Annotated in this window: 12 protein-coding genes; 5 read left to right on the top strand and 7 right to left on the bottom strand. The window is 44.8% G+C overall.

From position 1 onward, the window contains the following. Positions 1–80 precede the first annotated feature (80 nt). Genes BT112_RS18590 through ruvX form a run of 3 tightly spaced genes read right to left on the bottom strand, consistent with a single transcriptional unit; the run spans position 81 to position 1,620 of the window. A complete protein-coding gene (locus tag BT112_RS18590) occupies positions 81–533 on the bottom strand; it encodes a DUF5606 family protein (protein WP_072318973.1) in 453 nt (150 codons plus the stop codon). A 41-nt stretch (positions 534–574) separates the two neighbouring features. Beyond that, complete coding sequence (def, locus tag BT112_RS18585) at positions 575–1,165, bottom strand: peptide deformylase (protein WP_072318972.1); 591 nt, start codon at positions 1,163–1,165, stop codon at positions 575–577. A 44-nt stretch (positions 1,166–1,209) separates the two neighbouring features. After that, positions 1,210–1,620 carry a Holliday junction resolvase RuvX gene (gene ruvX, locus BT112_RS18580; RefSeq protein ID WP_072318971.1) on the bottom strand — a complete coding sequence of 137 codons (411 nt, stop codon included), beginning with the start codon at positions 1,618–1,620 and terminating at the stop codon, positions 1,210–1,212. Between the two features lie 152 nt (positions 1,621–1,772). On the opposite strand from ruvX, the gene BT112_RS18575 reads away from it, so the two are divergent. Then, complete coding sequence (locus BT112_RS18575; protein WP_072318970.1) at positions 1,773–2,588, top strand: 2,3,4,5-tetrahydropyridine-2,6-dicarboxylate N-succinyltransferase; 816 nt, start codon at positions 1,773–1,775, stop codon at positions 2,586–2,588. A gap of 125 nt (positions 2,589–2,713) precedes the next feature. On the opposite strand, the gene secDF is transcribed toward BT112_RS18575, so the two are convergent. From secDF to gyrB, 3 genes are all read right to left on the bottom strand, one after another. Then, positions 2,714–5,722 carry a protein translocase subunit SecDF gene (gene secDF, locus BT112_RS18570; protein ID WP_072318969.1) on the bottom strand — a complete coding sequence of 1,003 codons (3,009 nt, stop codon included), beginning with the start codon at positions 5,720–5,722 and terminating at the stop codon, positions 2,714–2,716. A 251-nt stretch (positions 5,723–5,973) separates the two neighbouring features. Next, positions 5,974–6,894 carry a malate dehydrogenase gene (gene mdh / locus BT112_RS18565; protein WP_072318968.1) on the bottom strand — a complete coding sequence of 307 codons (921 nt, stop codon included), beginning with the start codon at positions 6,892–6,894 and terminating at the stop codon, positions 5,974–5,976. Between the two features lie 177 nt (positions 6,895–7,071). Then, entirely contained in the window at positions 7,072–9,012 is a 1,941-nt protein-coding gene (gyrB, locus tag BT112_RS18560; protein WP_072318967.1) for a DNA topoisomerase (ATP-hydrolyzing) subunit B, read from the bottom strand. 271 nt (positions 9,013–9,283) lie between these two features. On the opposite strand from gyrB, the gene BT112_RS18555 reads away from it, so the two are divergent. After that, positions 9,284–9,529: a CBU_0592 family membrane protein gene (locus BT112_RS18555; protein WP_072318966.1), complete on the top strand. Its 246-nt coding sequence runs from the start codon at positions 9,284–9,286 to the stop codon at positions 9,527–9,529. A 3-nt stretch (positions 9,530–9,532) separates the two neighbouring features. Here BT112_RS18555 and BT112_RS18550 read toward each other — a convergent pair whose 3' ends face one another. After that, entirely contained in the window at positions 9,533–10,132 is a 600-nt protein-coding gene (locus BT112_RS18550) for a TetR family transcriptional regulator (protein WP_072318965.1), read from the bottom strand. A gap of 276 nt (positions 10,133–10,408) precedes the next feature. Here BT112_RS18550 and BT112_RS18540 point away from each other — a divergent pair, with 276 nt between their 5' ends. The 3 genes from BT112_RS18540 (at position 10,409) to BT112_RS18530 (ending at position 16,394) form a co-directional block, all read left to right on the top strand. Further along, positions 10,409–11,686 carry an alkaline phosphatase family protein gene (locus BT112_RS18540; protein ID WP_072318963.1) on the top strand — a complete coding sequence of 426 codons (1,278 nt, stop codon included), beginning with the start codon at positions 10,409–10,411 and terminating at the stop codon, positions 11,684–11,686. A 24-nt stretch (positions 11,687–11,710) separates the two neighbouring features. Continuing rightward, a complete protein-coding gene (locus BT112_RS18535; RefSeq protein ID WP_072318962.1) occupies positions 11,711–14,845 on the top strand; it encodes a SusC/RagA family TonB-linked outer membrane protein in 3,135 nt (1,044 codons plus the stop codon). 82 nt (positions 14,846–14,927) lie between these two features. After that, the gene (locus BT112_RS18530) at positions 14,928–16,394 is read left to right on the top strand and encodes a SusD/RagB family nutrient-binding outer membrane lipoprotein (RefSeq protein ID WP_072318961.1); all 1,467 of its coding nucleotides are present in this window, start codon (positions 14,928–14,930) and stop codon (positions 16,392–16,394) included. Positions 16,395–16,469 lie beyond the last annotated feature (75 nt).

Below are 16,469 nucleotides of genomic sequence, written 5' to 3'. Positions count from 1 at the left end.
TTACAAACACAAAACCTTATAACAAAAAAAAGAGGCTGCCTTTTTAGACAACCTCCTGTATAATCGTATAAAGCTATAGCTTATTCAGCCGTATCATTTTCTTCCTCTTCGACCTTCTCTTCTCCGTCAGCTTCTTCAGTTGCTGCGGTAAAATCGGAAATTCCTTTGGAGAGCAGCAGGTTATACCACTGGATGATTTTCTTGATATCGCCCGGATACACTTTATCTTCATCATAATCAGGAAGTACTTCGAAAAAATATTCTTCGAGTTTCACCTTGTCATCTTTGTGGCTCACCGACGTCTTTTCTCCGTTTTCCTTTTCCTTGATTTTATTGAACACGTCGCCGAGCGGTACTTCTTCTTTCAGCGTATATATGGCAATTTCGGAAAGCAGACTCACATTATTGCGTAACCCTACTGTAATCCGTTTACCATCGATAAGAGATTCCGCCACGAAACCACTTCTGGTCTGTGCCTTTAATTCATATAGCCCGGGTTTGCCCGAAATAGCCAATATTTTGTCTAAACTCATAGAGAAAAAGTTAAAATTTAATTGCTCTTATTTTCCAAAATTTATCGTCCTTTTTTCGCGTCGGGGAACCGCATTTTATAATCGACCTTCACTTTCCCCTTGGAAATATTCGCAAGCTTACCTTTGAGCAGGCGCTTTTTGAGTGCCGAAAGCTTATCCGTAAACAATATACCATCTATATGATCGTATTCGTGTTGGATAACCCGTGCAATGAGTCCGTCGTATTCTTCGGTATGCTTCACGAAATTTTCGTCGAAATACTCAATGGTGATCTTCTCTTCCCTGTACACGTCCTCACGGATATTAGGAATGCTCAGACATCCTTCGTTAAATGCCCATTCTTCGCCGGTCTCTTCCAGTATCCTTGCATTGATAAACACTTTCCTGAAATTCTCCAGCACTCTCCTTTCTTCTTCATCGATGTCTTCATCCTCGGCAAACGGACTGGCATCTATAACAAAGAGCCGGACAGGCAAACCTACCTGTGGTGCGGCAAGTCCTACTCCATAGGCATTATACATCGTTTCAAACATGCTTGCAATCAACTCCTGCAGCTCCGGATATTTTTCGTCTATATCTTTAGCCTCTTTTCTTAATACAGGGTCGCCATAAGCAACTATTGGTAATATCATAAGGTCTTTCTTGTTTTCGGAGTGCGTACCTTTATCGAAACAGATTATCTGTTGTAAAGATACGACTGTAATATTATTGTAGCACTGATCTCATCGACCAGGGCTTTGTTTTGTCTTTGCTTCTTTTTAAGTCCACTGTCTATCATGGTCCGGACAGCCATTTTGGAAGTAAAGCGTTCGTCGACCCGCTCTATGGCAAGAGCCGGAAATTCTTTTGCAAAAGTCACCAGGAACTTTTGTATGTACTTTTCGCTTTCGGACGCTTCGTTACTATGCCGTTTCGGCTCTCCCACCACTACTTTCTCCACGGTCTCCTTACCGATATAATCCCGAAGGAAATCCATAAGTCCGGACGTTTCTACTGTGGTCAAACCCGATGCTATGATCTGTAATTCGTCCGTCACCGCTATACCGGTACGCTTTGTCCCATAATCTATAGCCAGTATTCTCCCCATTCCACTTTTTGGCAAATTTAAGATTTAAATTGTTATAACTATAAAATAGCCGGGGATATTAAATTTTAAGCCGTTATATTTGCCATCGGACGCGGTTTACGGACCGGTTGTCCCACTTCATTTTAAAATCACTACATAAACATTATTGGTCTATGGAAAAGATAAGAGAGATCATAGAAAATGCCTGGGAAAACCGGGATTTACTCAAAGACGAAAACACACAAAACACCATCCGGGAGGTTATCAGCCTGCTCGATGAAGGAACGCTGAGAGTTGCCGAACCCACAGACAAAGGATGGCAGGTAAACGAGTGGGTTAAAAAAGCTGTTGTTCTCTATTTCCCGATTCAGAAAATGGAGACTATCGAGGCCGGCCCCTTGGAGTTTCACGATAAAATACCATTGAAAAAAGGATATGCAGCCAAGGGTATCCGTGTGGTTCCTCATGCTATAGCACGCCACGGGGCTTATGTGTCCTCGGGCGTGGTGATGATGCCAAGCTATGTAAATATCGGTGCTTATGTAGATGCCGGCACCATGGTCGATACCTGGGCTACCGTAGGGAGTTGCGCCCAGATCGGCAAGAATGTACACCTCAGCGGAGGCGTAGGTATAGGTGGCGTACTGGAGCCTTTACAGGCAGCCCCCGTCATCATTGAAGACAATGCCTTTATCGGATCGAGATGTATTGTCGTAGAAGGTGTTCGTGTAGAAAAGGAAGCTGTACTCGGCGCTAATGTAGTTCTTACCGCATCGACAAAGATTATCGATGTTACCGGAAGCGAGCCTGTAGAAAGCAAAGGTCTTGTCCCGGCAAGATCGGTAGTTATTCCCGGAAGTTACACCAAAAAATTCCCTGCCGGAGAGTACCAGGTTCCCTGCGCACTGATTATCGGTAAACGCAAGGCTTCGACTGACCTGAAAACTTCACTTAACGACGCACTTCGCGAATATAACGTTGCCGTCTGACAACTCAAAGGCCTTCAAGCTGCTATTTGCTCTGCAGGCTTTTTTAAAAAAATTAAAACCCCGCCCGAAGAATTCTTCGGGCGGGGTTTTTATATTACAGGACGATGAAAAAATCCTGAAGGCTGTTATACCTCCCTGCCATCTTCCGCCGGCTCTTCTTTTTTCTTTAACATGTCTGTTGTTTTATGCCTGAGGGTATCAAACATAACCGGAGTTGCAATAAATATCGAAGAATAGGTACCTACTATAACCCCGACGATAAGTGCAAACATAAATCCTCGTATGGACTCTCCCCCGAAAATAAATATGGCAAGAAGAACCACCAATGTAGTTAATGAGGTATTCAATGTACGGCTCAGCGTGCTGTTTACAGCCAGGTTGATATTCTCACCGGCTTTCCAGCCCCGTTCGTTTGTAATTTCCCGGATACGGTCAAATACCACCACCGTATCGTTTATGGAATAACCGATCACTGTTAGTATCGCCGCTATGAAAGCCTGATCGATCTCCAGGTTGAAAGGCATAAACTTGTAGGTCAGTGAGAAAATACCCAAAACGATCAATACATCGTGGAACAATGCGGCAACCGCACCTGCAGAAAACTGCCATCTGCGGAAACGGATGAGAATGTATAGGAAAACCACGATCAATGATCCTATGATCGCCCAAACCGCATTTCTCTTAATATCGTCAGCAATAGTCGGACCTACCTTTATCGCCTGAACGATACCGTATTGTTTAGCATCTCCACCACCTGCAAATTCTGTTTCTGTCAAACCTTCCGGCAAATGTTTCTGAAGGCTGGTATAAAGGATCTCCTGGATTTCTTCATCCACTGCCGTACCTTCCTCGTCTACTTTATACTTTGTGGTTATTTTTACCTGGTTGGGCGCACCAAATGTCTTTACTTCCACACTTCCGAGTGCATCGGTCAGGTCGGAAGCCAGTTCGGTAGGATTCACCGGGTGCTCAAAACGGATCTGGTAAGAACGTCCTCCCACAAAATCCACACCCTGGTTTAATCCTTGTGTAAACAAGGATCCTAAAGCCACGACCAGCAGAATACCGGAAATCGTGTAGGATATTTTCCTTTTACCAAGGAAATTCACATTAATATTCTGGAACAGGTTTTTGGTAATCGGAGTGGAGAAATGAAGAGATTTTTTTCTTCCGATATACCAGTCTACCAACAACCTTGTTATAAATATAGCTGTGAAAAGTGATGTCGCAATACCGATCATCAGTGTTGTAGCAAAACCCCGGATAGGCCCTGTACCAAACACAAACAATATTATAGCTGTAAGACCTGTGGTTACGTTGGCATCCAGAATAGAAGACAATGCATTTCCGAAACCGTCGGCAACGGCCTGCTTCTGTCCTTTACCTTTTGCAAGTTCTTCTTTTGCCCTTTCAAAGATCAGTACATTCGCATCCACGGACATACCTATGGTAAGTACGATACCTGCAATTCCGGGCAGCGTTAATACCGCTCCCAAACCTGCAAGCACACCGAATATCAGTACGATGTTAAAGATCAGTGCCACATCGGCAAACCAACCTGCTCTTCCGTAATAGAACAACATCCATATAAGCACAAGGGACATTGCGATAACGAACGACATCATTCCGCTGTCTATAGCTTCCTGACCAAGTGATGGCCCTACAACCTCACTTTGAACGATATCGGCCGACGCAGGAAGTTTCCCTGCACGTAAAACGTTGGCAAGGTCAATTGCCTCATTCAGCGAAAACTGTCCTGTGATCTCGGAATTTCCTCCGGAAATCGGTCCGCTGGTTACTCCGGGGGCGGAATACACGATATCATCGAGTACGATAGCGATAAAGCTTCCCTGACGATACGCTTTGCCGGTCAGTTCTTCCCATATTTTAGCTCCCTTACTATCCATCTGCATGGAAACCGCAGGATTTCCCCGCTGGTCGTAAGTTTGCTGGGCATCCACAACTACGCCTCCACTTAACGGGGGCTGGTTCTCGCGGTTAGATTTCAGTGCATAAAGATCGATCACTTCCTGATTTACTCCGGGCTTGCTCCAGACAAAACGTACGTTCTGCAACTCCGAAGGAAGTAATTGACGGATCTCACGCATTTTCAGGTACGAATTGACCTTAGCCGTGTCCTTGGTAGCAAAACTCATCAGCACGGGACCTCCCTGTACTCCCGGAGCTACGGCAAGATCAAACAATGGGTTCGTCTGGCTTACCGCATCGAGAGAATCTTTTTCGGCATCTGCCAGCAGAGCGTCTATCTCGGAAGCATCGTCTCCGGATGTAGCTTCTTCTTTCTTCTCTTTGGTATCTACCAGATCTTTCAACCGCTGGTTAACCTGCATCAGGTACTGTATAACCTCATCGTTTTTGAAAGTCTCCCAGAACTCGAGTTGAGCCGTGCTCTGAAGCAATTTCTTTACACGATTAATATCCTTTGCTCCGGGGAGTTCGACAAGAATTCTCCCTGTAGTCCCCAGACGCTGAATGTTGGGCTGCGTTACCCCAAAACGGTCAATACGCTTTCGAAGTACTTCGAAAGCGGACACGATAGATTCATCTACCTTACGACGGATAACGGGCTTAACCTCGTTATCGGACATCTGGAAGTTGATATCTTCACTTAATATTTTATTGGCAAAAATATCAGGAGAAGCAAGTTTTGTATCTCCTTTTATAGCGTCAAATTCCTGGAAGAAAAGATCTACATAGGGCTTATCACTGTTTTTTGCTGCTTTGTCTGCATTGGCCAGGGCTTTGTTAAACACCGCATTCTTAGATTCATTGGCCAATCCTTTTAAAATATCTTTTACTGATATTTCCAGGATAACGTTTATCCCTCCTTTGAGATCCAGACCTTTATTCAGCTCTTTATCCTTAGCCTCATTATAGGTAAAACTCGTAATTCCGATATCGAAAACCGTGTTGTTACCTACAGAATCTAAATACCTGGTCTCTTCTGTCTCTCTTTTTGCTACATAATTTTCCGTGTCATCGGAAATTTTGTTGATTGCAAATTCTTCCGCCTGTTTCTCCACTTTGTTGGTCACGAAAGTGAAGGACAATTGGTAAATACTTACAATTCCAAATAAAATAGCAAAAAGCTTGATAAGTCCCTTGTTTTGCATTCTTATTCTTATTAATTAATCCTTTTTTTGAAACGAGCAAATATATAATTTACAATAAGATTAAACAATTTATTTCCCCGTTTTATTCCCTTAGTGTTTCGGAAACAGCAACTTACACATATATCATTGTAAATCAGAGCTCCCCGATCGCATATTACAATTTTTTCAGTTCAAAAAAAAGCTGCGTAAACCTCCGACAGTACTGCCGGAATGTCTTACGCAGCTTTTCATCTTAACATATCCTTTTATCCTTAGAGCAGGGCGTTTACTTTCTTAACACCTTCTGCACTTTCTTTCATTTTTGCCTTTTCCGCATCATCCAGTTCAATTTCTACAATCTTCTCGATACCGTTTTTACCGAGAATTACCGGAACACCGATACAGATATCGCTCAGACCGTATTCACCATCAAGCAATGCAGAACAAGGGAACATTTTCTTCTGGTCGCAGGCAATTGCTTGTACCAAAGCCGAAACTGCCGCTCCAGGAGCATACCAAGCACTGGTTCCGAGTAGTTTGGTCAGGGTAGCGCCACCTACTTTGGTATCTTCTGCAACCTGGGCAAGCCTTTCTTCGCTAAGGAACTTACTTACCGGCACACTGTTTCTTACAGCAAGACGTGTCAACGGTACCATTCCGGTATCGCTGTGTCCACCGATCACCATACCATCCACATCCGATGCAGGACATTCCAGGGCTTCGCTGAGCCTGTACTTAAAGCGTGCACTATCCAGGGCACCACCCATACCTATGATTCTGTTCTTAGGCAGGCCTGTTGCCTTGTGCGTCAGATAGGTCATCGTATCCATAGGATTACTCACCACGATAACAATAACCTCAGGAGAATGCTTAATAAGATTAGAAACCACATCCTTTACAATCCCCGCATTAATTCCTATTAACTCTTCTCTTGTCATTCCGGGTTTTCTCGGAATACCGCTGGTTACTACCGCAACATGGCTGTCTGCTGTTTTGGAGTAATCATTGGTAGAGCCCACGATCTTGGTGTCAAAGCCATTCAGAGATGCTGTTTGCATTAAATCCATCGCTTTACCTTCCGCTACTCCTTCTTTGATATCGAGCAGCACAACTTCTGAAGCAAAATCTTTAATGGCAATGTACTCTGCGCAACTGGCACCAACCGCTCCGGCACCAACTATTGTAACTTTCATATTATAATTTTTTGAGTGATTTTTTACAGTCTGACAAATTTAGTCATTTTAGCACGAAATGAAGACATTAAGAACGAGCTTCTTGGAGGTATCAACAACTTTTTTTACTTCGCCACGTCACCGTCTCAAAAAACAAAGGCACCCTTTTCAGGATGCCTTTGATCTTATTGTTGAAATTTACGCATCAATATTCGCGTAAACTGCATTTTTCTCAATAAACTCTCTTCGCGGCGGAACCTCATCGCCCATAAGCATGGAGAATATACGATCTGCCTCTCCTCCGTTATCGATAGTCACCTGTCTCAGTGTACGGAACTCGGGGTTCATTGTAGTATCCCAGAGCTGCTCGGCATTCATCTCCCCGAGACCTTTGTAACGTTGTACGTTAGATCCGGCACCGTATTCTTCGATAAGAATGTCACGCTCCCTGTCGTTCCAGGCGTAATTTTTCTTATTTCCTTTTTTCACCAGGTACAATGGCGGAGTCGCTATATACACGTGTCCATTCTCGATCAGTTCCTTCATGTAACGGAAGAAAAACGTAAGGATCAGTGTAGCGATGTGACTACCGTCGACATCCGCATCACACATAATCACCACTTTGTGGTAGCGTAGTTTGGTCAGGTTCAAAGCCTTACTATCTTCTTCCGTACCTATAGTTACTCCGAGTGCGGTAAAGATATTCCGGATCTCTTCATTTTCGAAGACCTTGTGATGCATGGCTTTTTCCACATTGAGTATCTTACCCCGAAGCGGAAGAATAGCCTGGAAGTTCCTGTCTCTTCCCTGTTTTGCCGTTCCTCCTGCAGAGTCACCCTCCACGAGGAATACTTCACATTTTTCCGGATCCTGCTCGGAGCAATCCGAAAGTTTACCGGGAAGACCGCTTCCTCCCATAGGAGTTTTACGCTGTACCATTTCCCTTGCTTTCCGGGCTGCATGTCTCGCCTGGGCTGCCAGGATCACCTTCTGCACGATAGTCTTCGCATCATTGGGATGCTCTTCGAGGTAGTTTTCGAGCATTTCCGAAACCGCCTGTGAAACTGCAGCCGTAACTTCCCTGTTACCCAGTTTGGTCTTAGTCTGCCCTTCGAACTGTGGTTCGGCTACCTTAACGGAAACTATTGCCGTAAGTCCTTCCCGGAAATCATCTCCCGAAATTTCAAACTTCAGTTTGTCAAGCATTCCGGAAGCATCCGCATATTTTTTGAGCGTTGTAGTCAATCCACGCCGGAAACCGGCAAGGTGCGTCCCTCCCTCATGCGTATTGATATTGTTTACGTAAGAATGCAGGTTTTCATTAAAGGAAGTATTATACACCATAGCGACTTCTACGGGGATATCATTTTTTTCTCCCTCCATAGAAATCACTTCTGCAATAATAGGTTCGCGGTTACCATCCAGAAATTTTATAAACTCTCTCAGTCCTTCTTCGGAATGGAAGGTTTCATTCTCAAACACACCTTCTTCATCCGTCACCCGCCTATCAGTCAGTGTTATGGATATCCCTTTGTTCAGGAACGCAAGCTCTCTCATCCTGCTGGCCAGCGTATCGTAACTGTACTCCGTGGTCTGCTGAAAAATCGTGGCATCGGGCTTAAATGTTACAATAGTACCGTTCTTATCCGTATCGCCCACGGCTTTAACCGGATAAATAGTCTTTCCACGCTCGTATTCCTGCTCCCATATTTTACCATCCCGATATACAGTGGCTTTCAGATGATCGGACAATGCGTTAACCACAGAAACACCTACCCCGTGTAATCCCCCGGATACTTTATAGGAATCTTTATCAAATTTACCTCCGGCACCGATCTTGGTCATCACCACTTCAAGTGCGGAAACTCCTTCTTTTTTATGTAAGTCGACCGGAATCCCCCGGCCATTATCCTCTACGGTTATAGAGTTATCTTCGTTAATCGTTACGGAGATCGTGTCACAATGTCCGGCCAGAGCCTCATCGATAGAGTTGTCCACCACCTCATACACCAGGTGATGAAGCCCTCTTACTCCTACATCCCCGATGTACATGGAAGGACGCATACGTACGTGCTCCATTCCTTCCAGCGCCTGAATGCTGTCCGCAGAATATTGCTTCTTATTGGTTTCTTCACTCATAGATCAAATCTGTTTTAAACATCCGCCCAATCCGCTTCATAACGGCAAATGCCGCGCAGATGGGGACGAACGGACAAATATAGTAAAATACCGACATAATCAAAGCCATGCCCCATACAGTTCCCTCCTAAGTTATACACATTTTATCAACGCGTAGCACGTTTTTGAGTCTCGATTCATTCACAACAGCAACTTCTCTGCATGTACTGTTTTTGTGAAAAATCGTTTTAGGGTTTGTGCAACTTTGCTATCTTTCGGAAAAAGAAAACAGATGTCGTTATACACGATAACGGGATGGGTAGGTGCTTTACTTTTTATCGCTGCATATTTTATGTTGAGCATCAGGGTGATTTCCGCCGAAAAACCATTTTACCACTACCTGAACGCCGCCGGCGGAGTTTGCCTGGTCGTTCATGCACTTCATCTTAGCGACCTGCCCAATGTCGCCGTTAATATGGTGTGGACGGGCATCGCCATGCTGGCTGTTTATCGAATATCCAGGGATTTCCGCAAATAAAACCTATGCCTTCCGGAACAACGACATCGTATGTCTGATATACAGTTTTTCCTGTTTTTCATATTCGGCACTTCGCTCCGTAAACATCCCCAGATAGTAATATGCCCCGTCGATCAGCGCAAATATGATCTCCGTCAGCTCCTCCAGGTTTTCATTACAGATCACGCCGTGAGCTCGGGCCTCCAGTAATTTGTCTTTTAAGACCGTATGCAGCTCTTCCAGGTACTTCCTGAAACTCTCATTAAAATCTTTTTTCCGGTATATCAATGCATAACAGCTGTAAAATACACCGTCATCAAAATAACGGTTCCACTTTCTGGAAAACAGGTTTTCGACCAGTTTCTCCAAACGATCCCAGGTATCTACCCCCCCGTTATCTCCCGAGGCGATAATATGCATGTGGCGGTCCAGAATATATTCGTTCAACCCGATGAGAAGTTCATCCCTGGTCTTGAAATAATGCATCACCAACCCGTTACTGATCCCCATTTCATCGGCCACCTTGGCAATAGATGCGTTTTCCAGCCCGATTCTTTTAGCTACCTTATAAAAAGATTTGATGATTTCCTTCTGACGTACATCGGTTAAACGCTTTCTGCCCATTTTCGATAGTTTTCAACAAAAATAACATTTTGACTCACACTTTTAGCTCCGGGAGCATACATAACAGAAACAAAACATTTGTATAATATTTTATTAACTGAATACTCATTCAATTTAAAGGACTTCGGATTTACCTTTGCCCTATAACCGATACTAACAAGGTAAACATCTGAAACAAAACTAAAAAACATTTAAAGTTATGAACAAAAATTATTTTAAATTGAATGAATGTTCAATAAATTTATTATTTTCGTCTGAACCTTCAACCAAAACTATATGAAACTATACAGACACCTGGCTGCCTTAGCGGTCACTCTTGCATGTTTCTGTTACGCCATAGCAGACAACACAGATAACGAACCTGATATATCCGGGAAAAAACCAAAAAAAGTAGTGTTTATCATCGTCGACGGGCTTTCGGCTGACATGATTGAAAACAAACCCACACCAAACCTGGACGCCATAGCGAAAAAAGGAGGGTATACACCGGCCTATGTAGGGGGTAAAAAAGGGGGATACTCCGAAACTCCCACCATATCGGCAGTAGGCTATAATAGTTTGCTTACGGGGACCTGGGTTAACAAACACAATGTATGGGGCAACAGCATCAAAGCTCCCAACTATCACTACCCTACCATATTCCGGCTCCTAAAAAATCAGTATCCAGACAAAAAAACCGCTGTATTTTCCACATGGCTGGATAACAGGACCAAACTTATCGGGGAAGGTCTGGAAGAAACAGGTAAGATAAAAATCGACTATGCTTACGACGGCTTTGAACTGGATACGGTCAACTTCCCTCATGACCCGGAAAGGACCTATATACGCAACATCGACGAAAAAGTTGCTCTGGAGGCTGCAAGATATATCAGGGCAGAGGGGCCGGACCTGTCTTGGGTATATCTCGAATATTCGGACGATATGGGGCATAAATACGGGGACAGTCCACAACTGGATCAGGCCATAGCTTTTGAAGACCACCTGGTCGGAGAAATATGGAACGCCATACAGTACAGAGAAGAAAATAAAGGAGAAGAATGGCTCTTCATTATTACCACGGATCACGGCCGTACTCAGGAAACCGGGCATCATCACGGAGGTCAGTCAGACCGGGAACGAAGCACTTGGATCGTAACCAACAGCCCGGATACCAACGCTTATTTTAGCGAAGAAACGCCGGGTATCGTAGATATTCTTCCAACCATTGCCGATTTTATGGATATCGAAATTCCGGAAGAGCAGATTTTCGAACTCGATGGTATTTCGCTTACGGGACAACTGAATGCCACACAACTGGAAGCGGAATTACAAAACGGCGAACTGATCATACGCTGGAAAAGCACCGGAAAGCATACCGGCAGAAAGGCATCGATCTGGATTTCCGAATCAAACCATTACAGCACGGGAGGAAAAGACCATTACACCCTTGCCGGTAAGGTTCCGGTACGCGAGGAACTGTTTCGCTACATTCCGAAACAAAAGGGAAAGTTCTACAAAATAGTACTTCAAACCCCGAAAAACACCCTGAATACCTGGGTAAAAACCACTAACTAAAAAAACAAAAAACTGACTACTACGATGAAATATTACTTTATTATCATAATGTTATCGATAACACCCAACCTGTTTGCACAACATGGGGTTTCAGGTAAAGTTACCGATACCGACGGAATACCCCTGGGAGGGGTTAATATTTCCGTTCCGGGAACCTCATTAGGTACCGTCAGTGATTTTGACGGGCTTTACAGCATCCGGGCCACATCGGACCGTGACAGCCTTACCTTTTCATACATCGGTTTCAAAACACGAACTGTGGCTATAGGAGGAAAATCGCAGGTTGATATTGTATTGTCTGAAGATACCGAACAGCTTCGGGAAGTTGTCGTAACAGCACTCGGTATCCGAAAGGAAACTAAAGCACTGGGGTATGCAGTACAGGAAGTTCAGGGTGCTGCGCTCGAAAAAGCCAAAGAGCCCAATTTTGTCAGTGCCCTCAGCGGGAAAGTTGCCGGACTTAATATCAAAAACTCAACGGATCTTTTCCAGAACCCGGAAATCAGCTTAAGGGGAGAAAGCCCCCTGCTCGTTATAGATGGTATTCCCGACCGGACCACGGACTTGTGGAAAGTCAATGCCGATGATATAGAAAGCATAAGTGTACTGAAAGGAGCCACGGCTTCCGCACTCTACGGATCTGTAGGACGTAACGGGGCTATTATGATTACTACAAAAAAAGGTAAAGAAGGTAAACTGACCGTAAACTTCAACAACTCCACAATGTTCCAGCCTTCTTTTATCCGTGTTCCGGATGTACAGACCACCTACGGAAACGGGGATAACGGCAATTACGCTTATGTAAACGGCGGAGGCGGAGGCTCGGAAGGTGGTGGCTGGATATGGGGACCTAAACTCAATCAGCCCGATCCCTCCACACCGAGCGGGTACATGGAGACCCCACAATACAACAGCCCTATAGACCCCGAAACCGGTAAACGTATTCCGTTACCTTATATATCAAGAGGGAAAAACAACATTGAAAATTTCTTTCGTACAGGTCTGGTACAAACCAATAACCTGAGCATAGACTGGGGTAACGACAAAGCCAATTATCGTATATCCATGTCTAACGTTTACCAGAAAGGCATCGTTCCGAATACGGACCTCAACAATACTTCATTCAGCCTGGGAGGGAGCATCACTCCTTCAGATAAGCTCAGAGTAACCTCCGCCCTGACCTATAACAAGCAATACACCAATAATTTCCCGGCCGTAGGATACGGCCCCACCAACTACCTCTATAACCTCGTACTCTGGACGGGGACCGACGTAGATGTAAGAGATCTGAGAAATTACTGGGCCGAAGGACAGGAAGGCTATCAGCAAAGGCACTACAATACCTCCTGGTACAACAACCCCTATTTCCAGGCATACGAATACCTGCAGGGGTACGATAAGGACAATCTTTTTGGCAACCTCTCCGCCGAATATCAGCTGCTTCCCGGAATAACGTTAAAAGCGAGGGCCGGCGCCAATGTTTACGGGCTGCAAAGAACATATAAAGAACCTAAAAGCTATGTCGGATACAACGAAAAATCATTAGGTAATTTCACTGTCCAGAACACCAACTACTTCGACATCACGACAGATTTCGGCGTACGTTTTGAAAAAGCACTTACCGCAAATATCTCACTCTCCGGAGAAGCAGCCTATTCCGGTTACTATCGTTTACAAAACTTTCACTCCACATCCACAGACGGTCTTAACGTTCCCGGTTTTTACAACCTGGACAATAACGCAGGCTCAACACTGATTGGAGAAAACAGGGAAGAAAAGGAAGCGATACACAGTGTTTATGCCTTTGTGGACTTTGAGTTTTACGACACCTTTTACCTGTCTTTAACAGGGCGGAATGACAAAGTTTCCACCCTTGCCAAGGGATATAACTCATTCTTCTACCCTTCTGTATCCGGGTCTGTAGTACTTTCCAAACTGACAGATCTGCCAGGCTGGATATCCTTCGCCAAAGTAAGAGGGTCATGGTCCCGAGTATCTGATGGTAAAATAGAAGATATCTCCGGACTTAATGCCAACGCTCCTTACAATTACATTCAGGCCTATGACAAGGGACAGGCCTGGAGCAACTCGCAGGGAACGCGTTACCCCTCATCCCAATACGGAAGGTTACTCATCAGCGGGGCATTGAAGCCGAAAACCTCCGACAGCTGGGAAATAGGGACAGACATCCGCTTCTTCCAGAACCGCCTGGGTATCGATGTCGCTTACTACCAGGCCAAAGACTATAACAATCTCGAGAATATACCGGTCTCCGATGCATCCGGATACGAGGGGTACCTCCTCAACGGAAATATATACCGGAGAAAAGGTGTTGAATTTACAATCAATGCCACCCCCGTACGCAACGACAATTTCCGATGGGATACTCAACTGAATTTCAGTCAGTACAGGCGGTATATCGATGAAATATACGGTGATAAAACTTATACCGCCAACCGGTTAAAAGAAGGAGACCGAACAGACAAACTCAATAATGTTTCGGTGTACCAGACGGACGGGCAGGGACATATAATTTATGAAAACGGCTTCCCCGTAAGCGATCCTTACGGACGCTATATCGGTTATACCGAACCGGACTGGACCTACGGTTTTTCCAATACCTTTCACTATAAAAACTTTACGCTTTCTATGCTTTTCGACGGCCGCATAGGTGGTTTGATGTACTCTTCCACAAACCAGAAAATGTGGTGGGGTGGTATCTCTCCGGGTACGGTCAACCAGTATCGCGACGATGCCAATAACGGAGAAAGCACCTATCTCGCCCAGGGTGTAAAGGTCATCGGCGGTAGTGTTTCATACGATTCCAACGGAAATATTACGGAAGACACCCGGCAATACGCTCCGAACGACGTGCCCGTCAACTATATTTCTTTCATGAAGACCACCAGCAATGCACACAACGAAAATTATCATTATTACAGTCAGACTTTTATTAAGCTCCGCGAGCTGTCACTAACCTATGATGTTCCGGAAACGCTGGTTTCAAAAACACCCTTCCATGCGATGAGCGTATCTTTTGTAGGCCGGAATCTCTGGTTGTCCTCCAAAATACCAAATGTAGATCCTGACCCCGGAAAAGACAATTTACAGGCTCCATCTACCCGTAGTTTAGGTTTTAATGTTAACCTCAAATTTTAATGTAGTTATTATGAAAAACCTATATAGTCATTCTTATACAAGAATTATACTCCACCATTCTCTAACCCGTAAAAACCCAAAGATGAAAAGCACATCTAAAAATCTGTTCCTTCTGTTGTGCATCGCTCTTTCGCTCGTGAACTGCACAAAGATCGATGACTTGCAGGACGATCCCAACCGGGCATTGGAAGTACCGCCGGAATTATTGCTTACACAACTGGAAACAAGAGCGTTCAATACCATATCCCTTTCGGCTGCTCTGGCTACCCGGCAGCTGGTTTATACCGATGGTGTCAATTCTGATCAGTACTATAACTGGCAGCGATCCGGCTTCGGGGCTTACGATGACCTGAAGCAGGTACAACAAATGATCCTGGAAGCAGAACGTACCGGGCTCCCGGCTTACCGGAGCCTGGCGAGGTTTTTCAATGCATACTTCATCATCGATATGACCCGCATTTTCGGTGACATCCCCTATACGGAAGCCCTGCAAGCTTCCGAAGCAAATTTTGCTCCGGCATACGACGAGCAAAAAAATATCTACCTCAAAGTGTTAGACGAATTGAAAACAGCTTCCGAGGAACTGTCAGAAAACGGAGAAGATATTCGCGGAGATGTTATTTATAACGGAGATGCACTGCTTTGGAGAAAACTCATCAACTCTTATTATCTCAGGGTACTGCTCAGCCTGTCCCATAAGACCGGAGACACGGACCTGAACATCATATCACGCTTCCGTGAGGTAGTTAACAATCCACAGGATTTCCCGCTTCTTACATCTGAAGAAGATAACGGGGTATTACCTTTTCACAATATTGAGGGGAACCGCTATCCCCTGTTCAGGAATAACAGTCTGCAAACTGCATACTATATGGAGAAGACTTTTGTCGACAAACTTAAAACTCTGAAAGATCCGCGATTATTTGCTTTTGCACAGCGTACACCGCAAGCTGTAGATCAAAATTTAGAAGTCACGGATTTTGATGCCTATAACGGACTTCCGGGAAGTGCCCCGCTCGATGAGAATGTCGACAAAGCAGGTAACGGTGAGGCCTCTATGATCAATGAGAGATATTACACCGAGCCTGCTAACGAGCCGGGAATTCTTATAAGTTATGCCGAGCTACAGTTTATTCTTGCCGAGGCCGCATCACGTGAATGGATCACCCAAAGCGCCGAGGGTTTCTATACAAACGGAATCATAGCTTCTATGCGGTTTTACGGTATTTCCGAAAGCGAAATCGACATTTATCTGCAAAACCCGGATGTTGTTTCGGAAGACCCTTCTCCGGAAATGATACTTACCCAAAAACACATTGCTATGTTCCTGAACACGGGCTGGCAGATGTTTTTTGAACATCGCCGTACGGGATATCCGGAATTTGACATTTCAGGCGGAGGAGTCCTCAACAATGGCCGAATCCCCAAACGCTGGATGTATCCCGCCAAGGAGCTCACTCAAAATCAGGCTCATTTGGATGAAGCCATCCAACGGCAATTTCCAGAAGGTGACGACATCAATGCCGAAATGTGGTTGATCCGCGAATAACGGGTAAATAACAGCATGATCTGTGTACTTTCGGGGCAGATCCGGGATCATAATGCCAAATGGCGTATCCGGGTC

This window comes from Sinomicrobium oceani, from assembly GCF_900119185.1.
Lineage (GTDB): Bacteria > Bacteroidota > Bacteroidia > Flavobacteriales > Flavobacteriaceae > Sinomicrobium > Sinomicrobium oceani.
Note: the sequence above shows the minus strand (reverse complement) of the source record. Positions and strands in the feature narration are given on the sequence as shown.

Bases quoted from the DNA above. Each gene is read 5' to 3' on its own strand.
- BT112_RS18535 (WP_072318962.1), top strand. From the start codon at position 11,711: ATGAAATATTACTTTATTATCATAATGTTATCGATAACACCCAACCTG.
- BT112_RS18530 (WP_072318961.1), top strand. From the start codon at position 14,928: ATGAAAAGCACATCTAAAAATCTGTTCCTTCTGTTGTGCATCGCTCTT.
- ruvX (WP_072318971.1), bottom strand. From the start codon at position 1,620: ATGGGGAGAATACTGGCTATAGATTATGGGACAAAGCGTACCGGTATA.
- secDF (WP_072318969.1), bottom strand. From the start codon at position 5,722: ATGCAAAACAAGGGACTTATCAAGCTTTTTGCTATTTTATTTGGAATT.
- BT112_RS18555 (WP_072318966.1), top strand. From the start codon at position 9,284: ATGTCGTTATACACGATAACGGGATGGGTAGGTGCTTTACTTTTTATC.
- BT112_RS18590 (WP_072318973.1), bottom strand. From the start codon at position 533: ATGAGTTTAGACAAAATATTGGCTATTTCGGGCAAACCCGGGCTATAT.
- mdh (WP_072318968.1), bottom strand. From the start codon at position 6,894: ATGAAAGTTACAATAGTTGGTGCCGGAGCGGTTGGTGCCAGTTGCGCA.
- BT112_RS18550 (WP_072318965.1), bottom strand. From the start codon at position 10,132: ATGGGCAGAAAGCGTTTAACCGATGTACGTCAGAAGGAAATCATCAAA.
- gyrB (WP_072318967.1), bottom strand. From the start codon at position 9,012: ATGAGTGAAGAAACCAATAAGAAGCAATATTCTGCGGACAGCATTCAG.
- BT112_RS18540 (WP_072318963.1), top strand. From the start codon at position 10,409: ATGAAACTATACAGACACCTGGCTGCCTTAGCGGTCACTCTTGCATGT.
- BT112_RS18575 (WP_072318970.1), top strand. From the start codon at position 1,773: ATGGAAAAGATAAGAGAGATCATAGAAAATGCCTGGGAAAACCGGGAT.
- def (WP_072318972.1), bottom strand. From the start codon at position 1,165: ATGATATTACCAATAGTTGCTTATGGCGACCCTGTATTAAGAAAAGAG.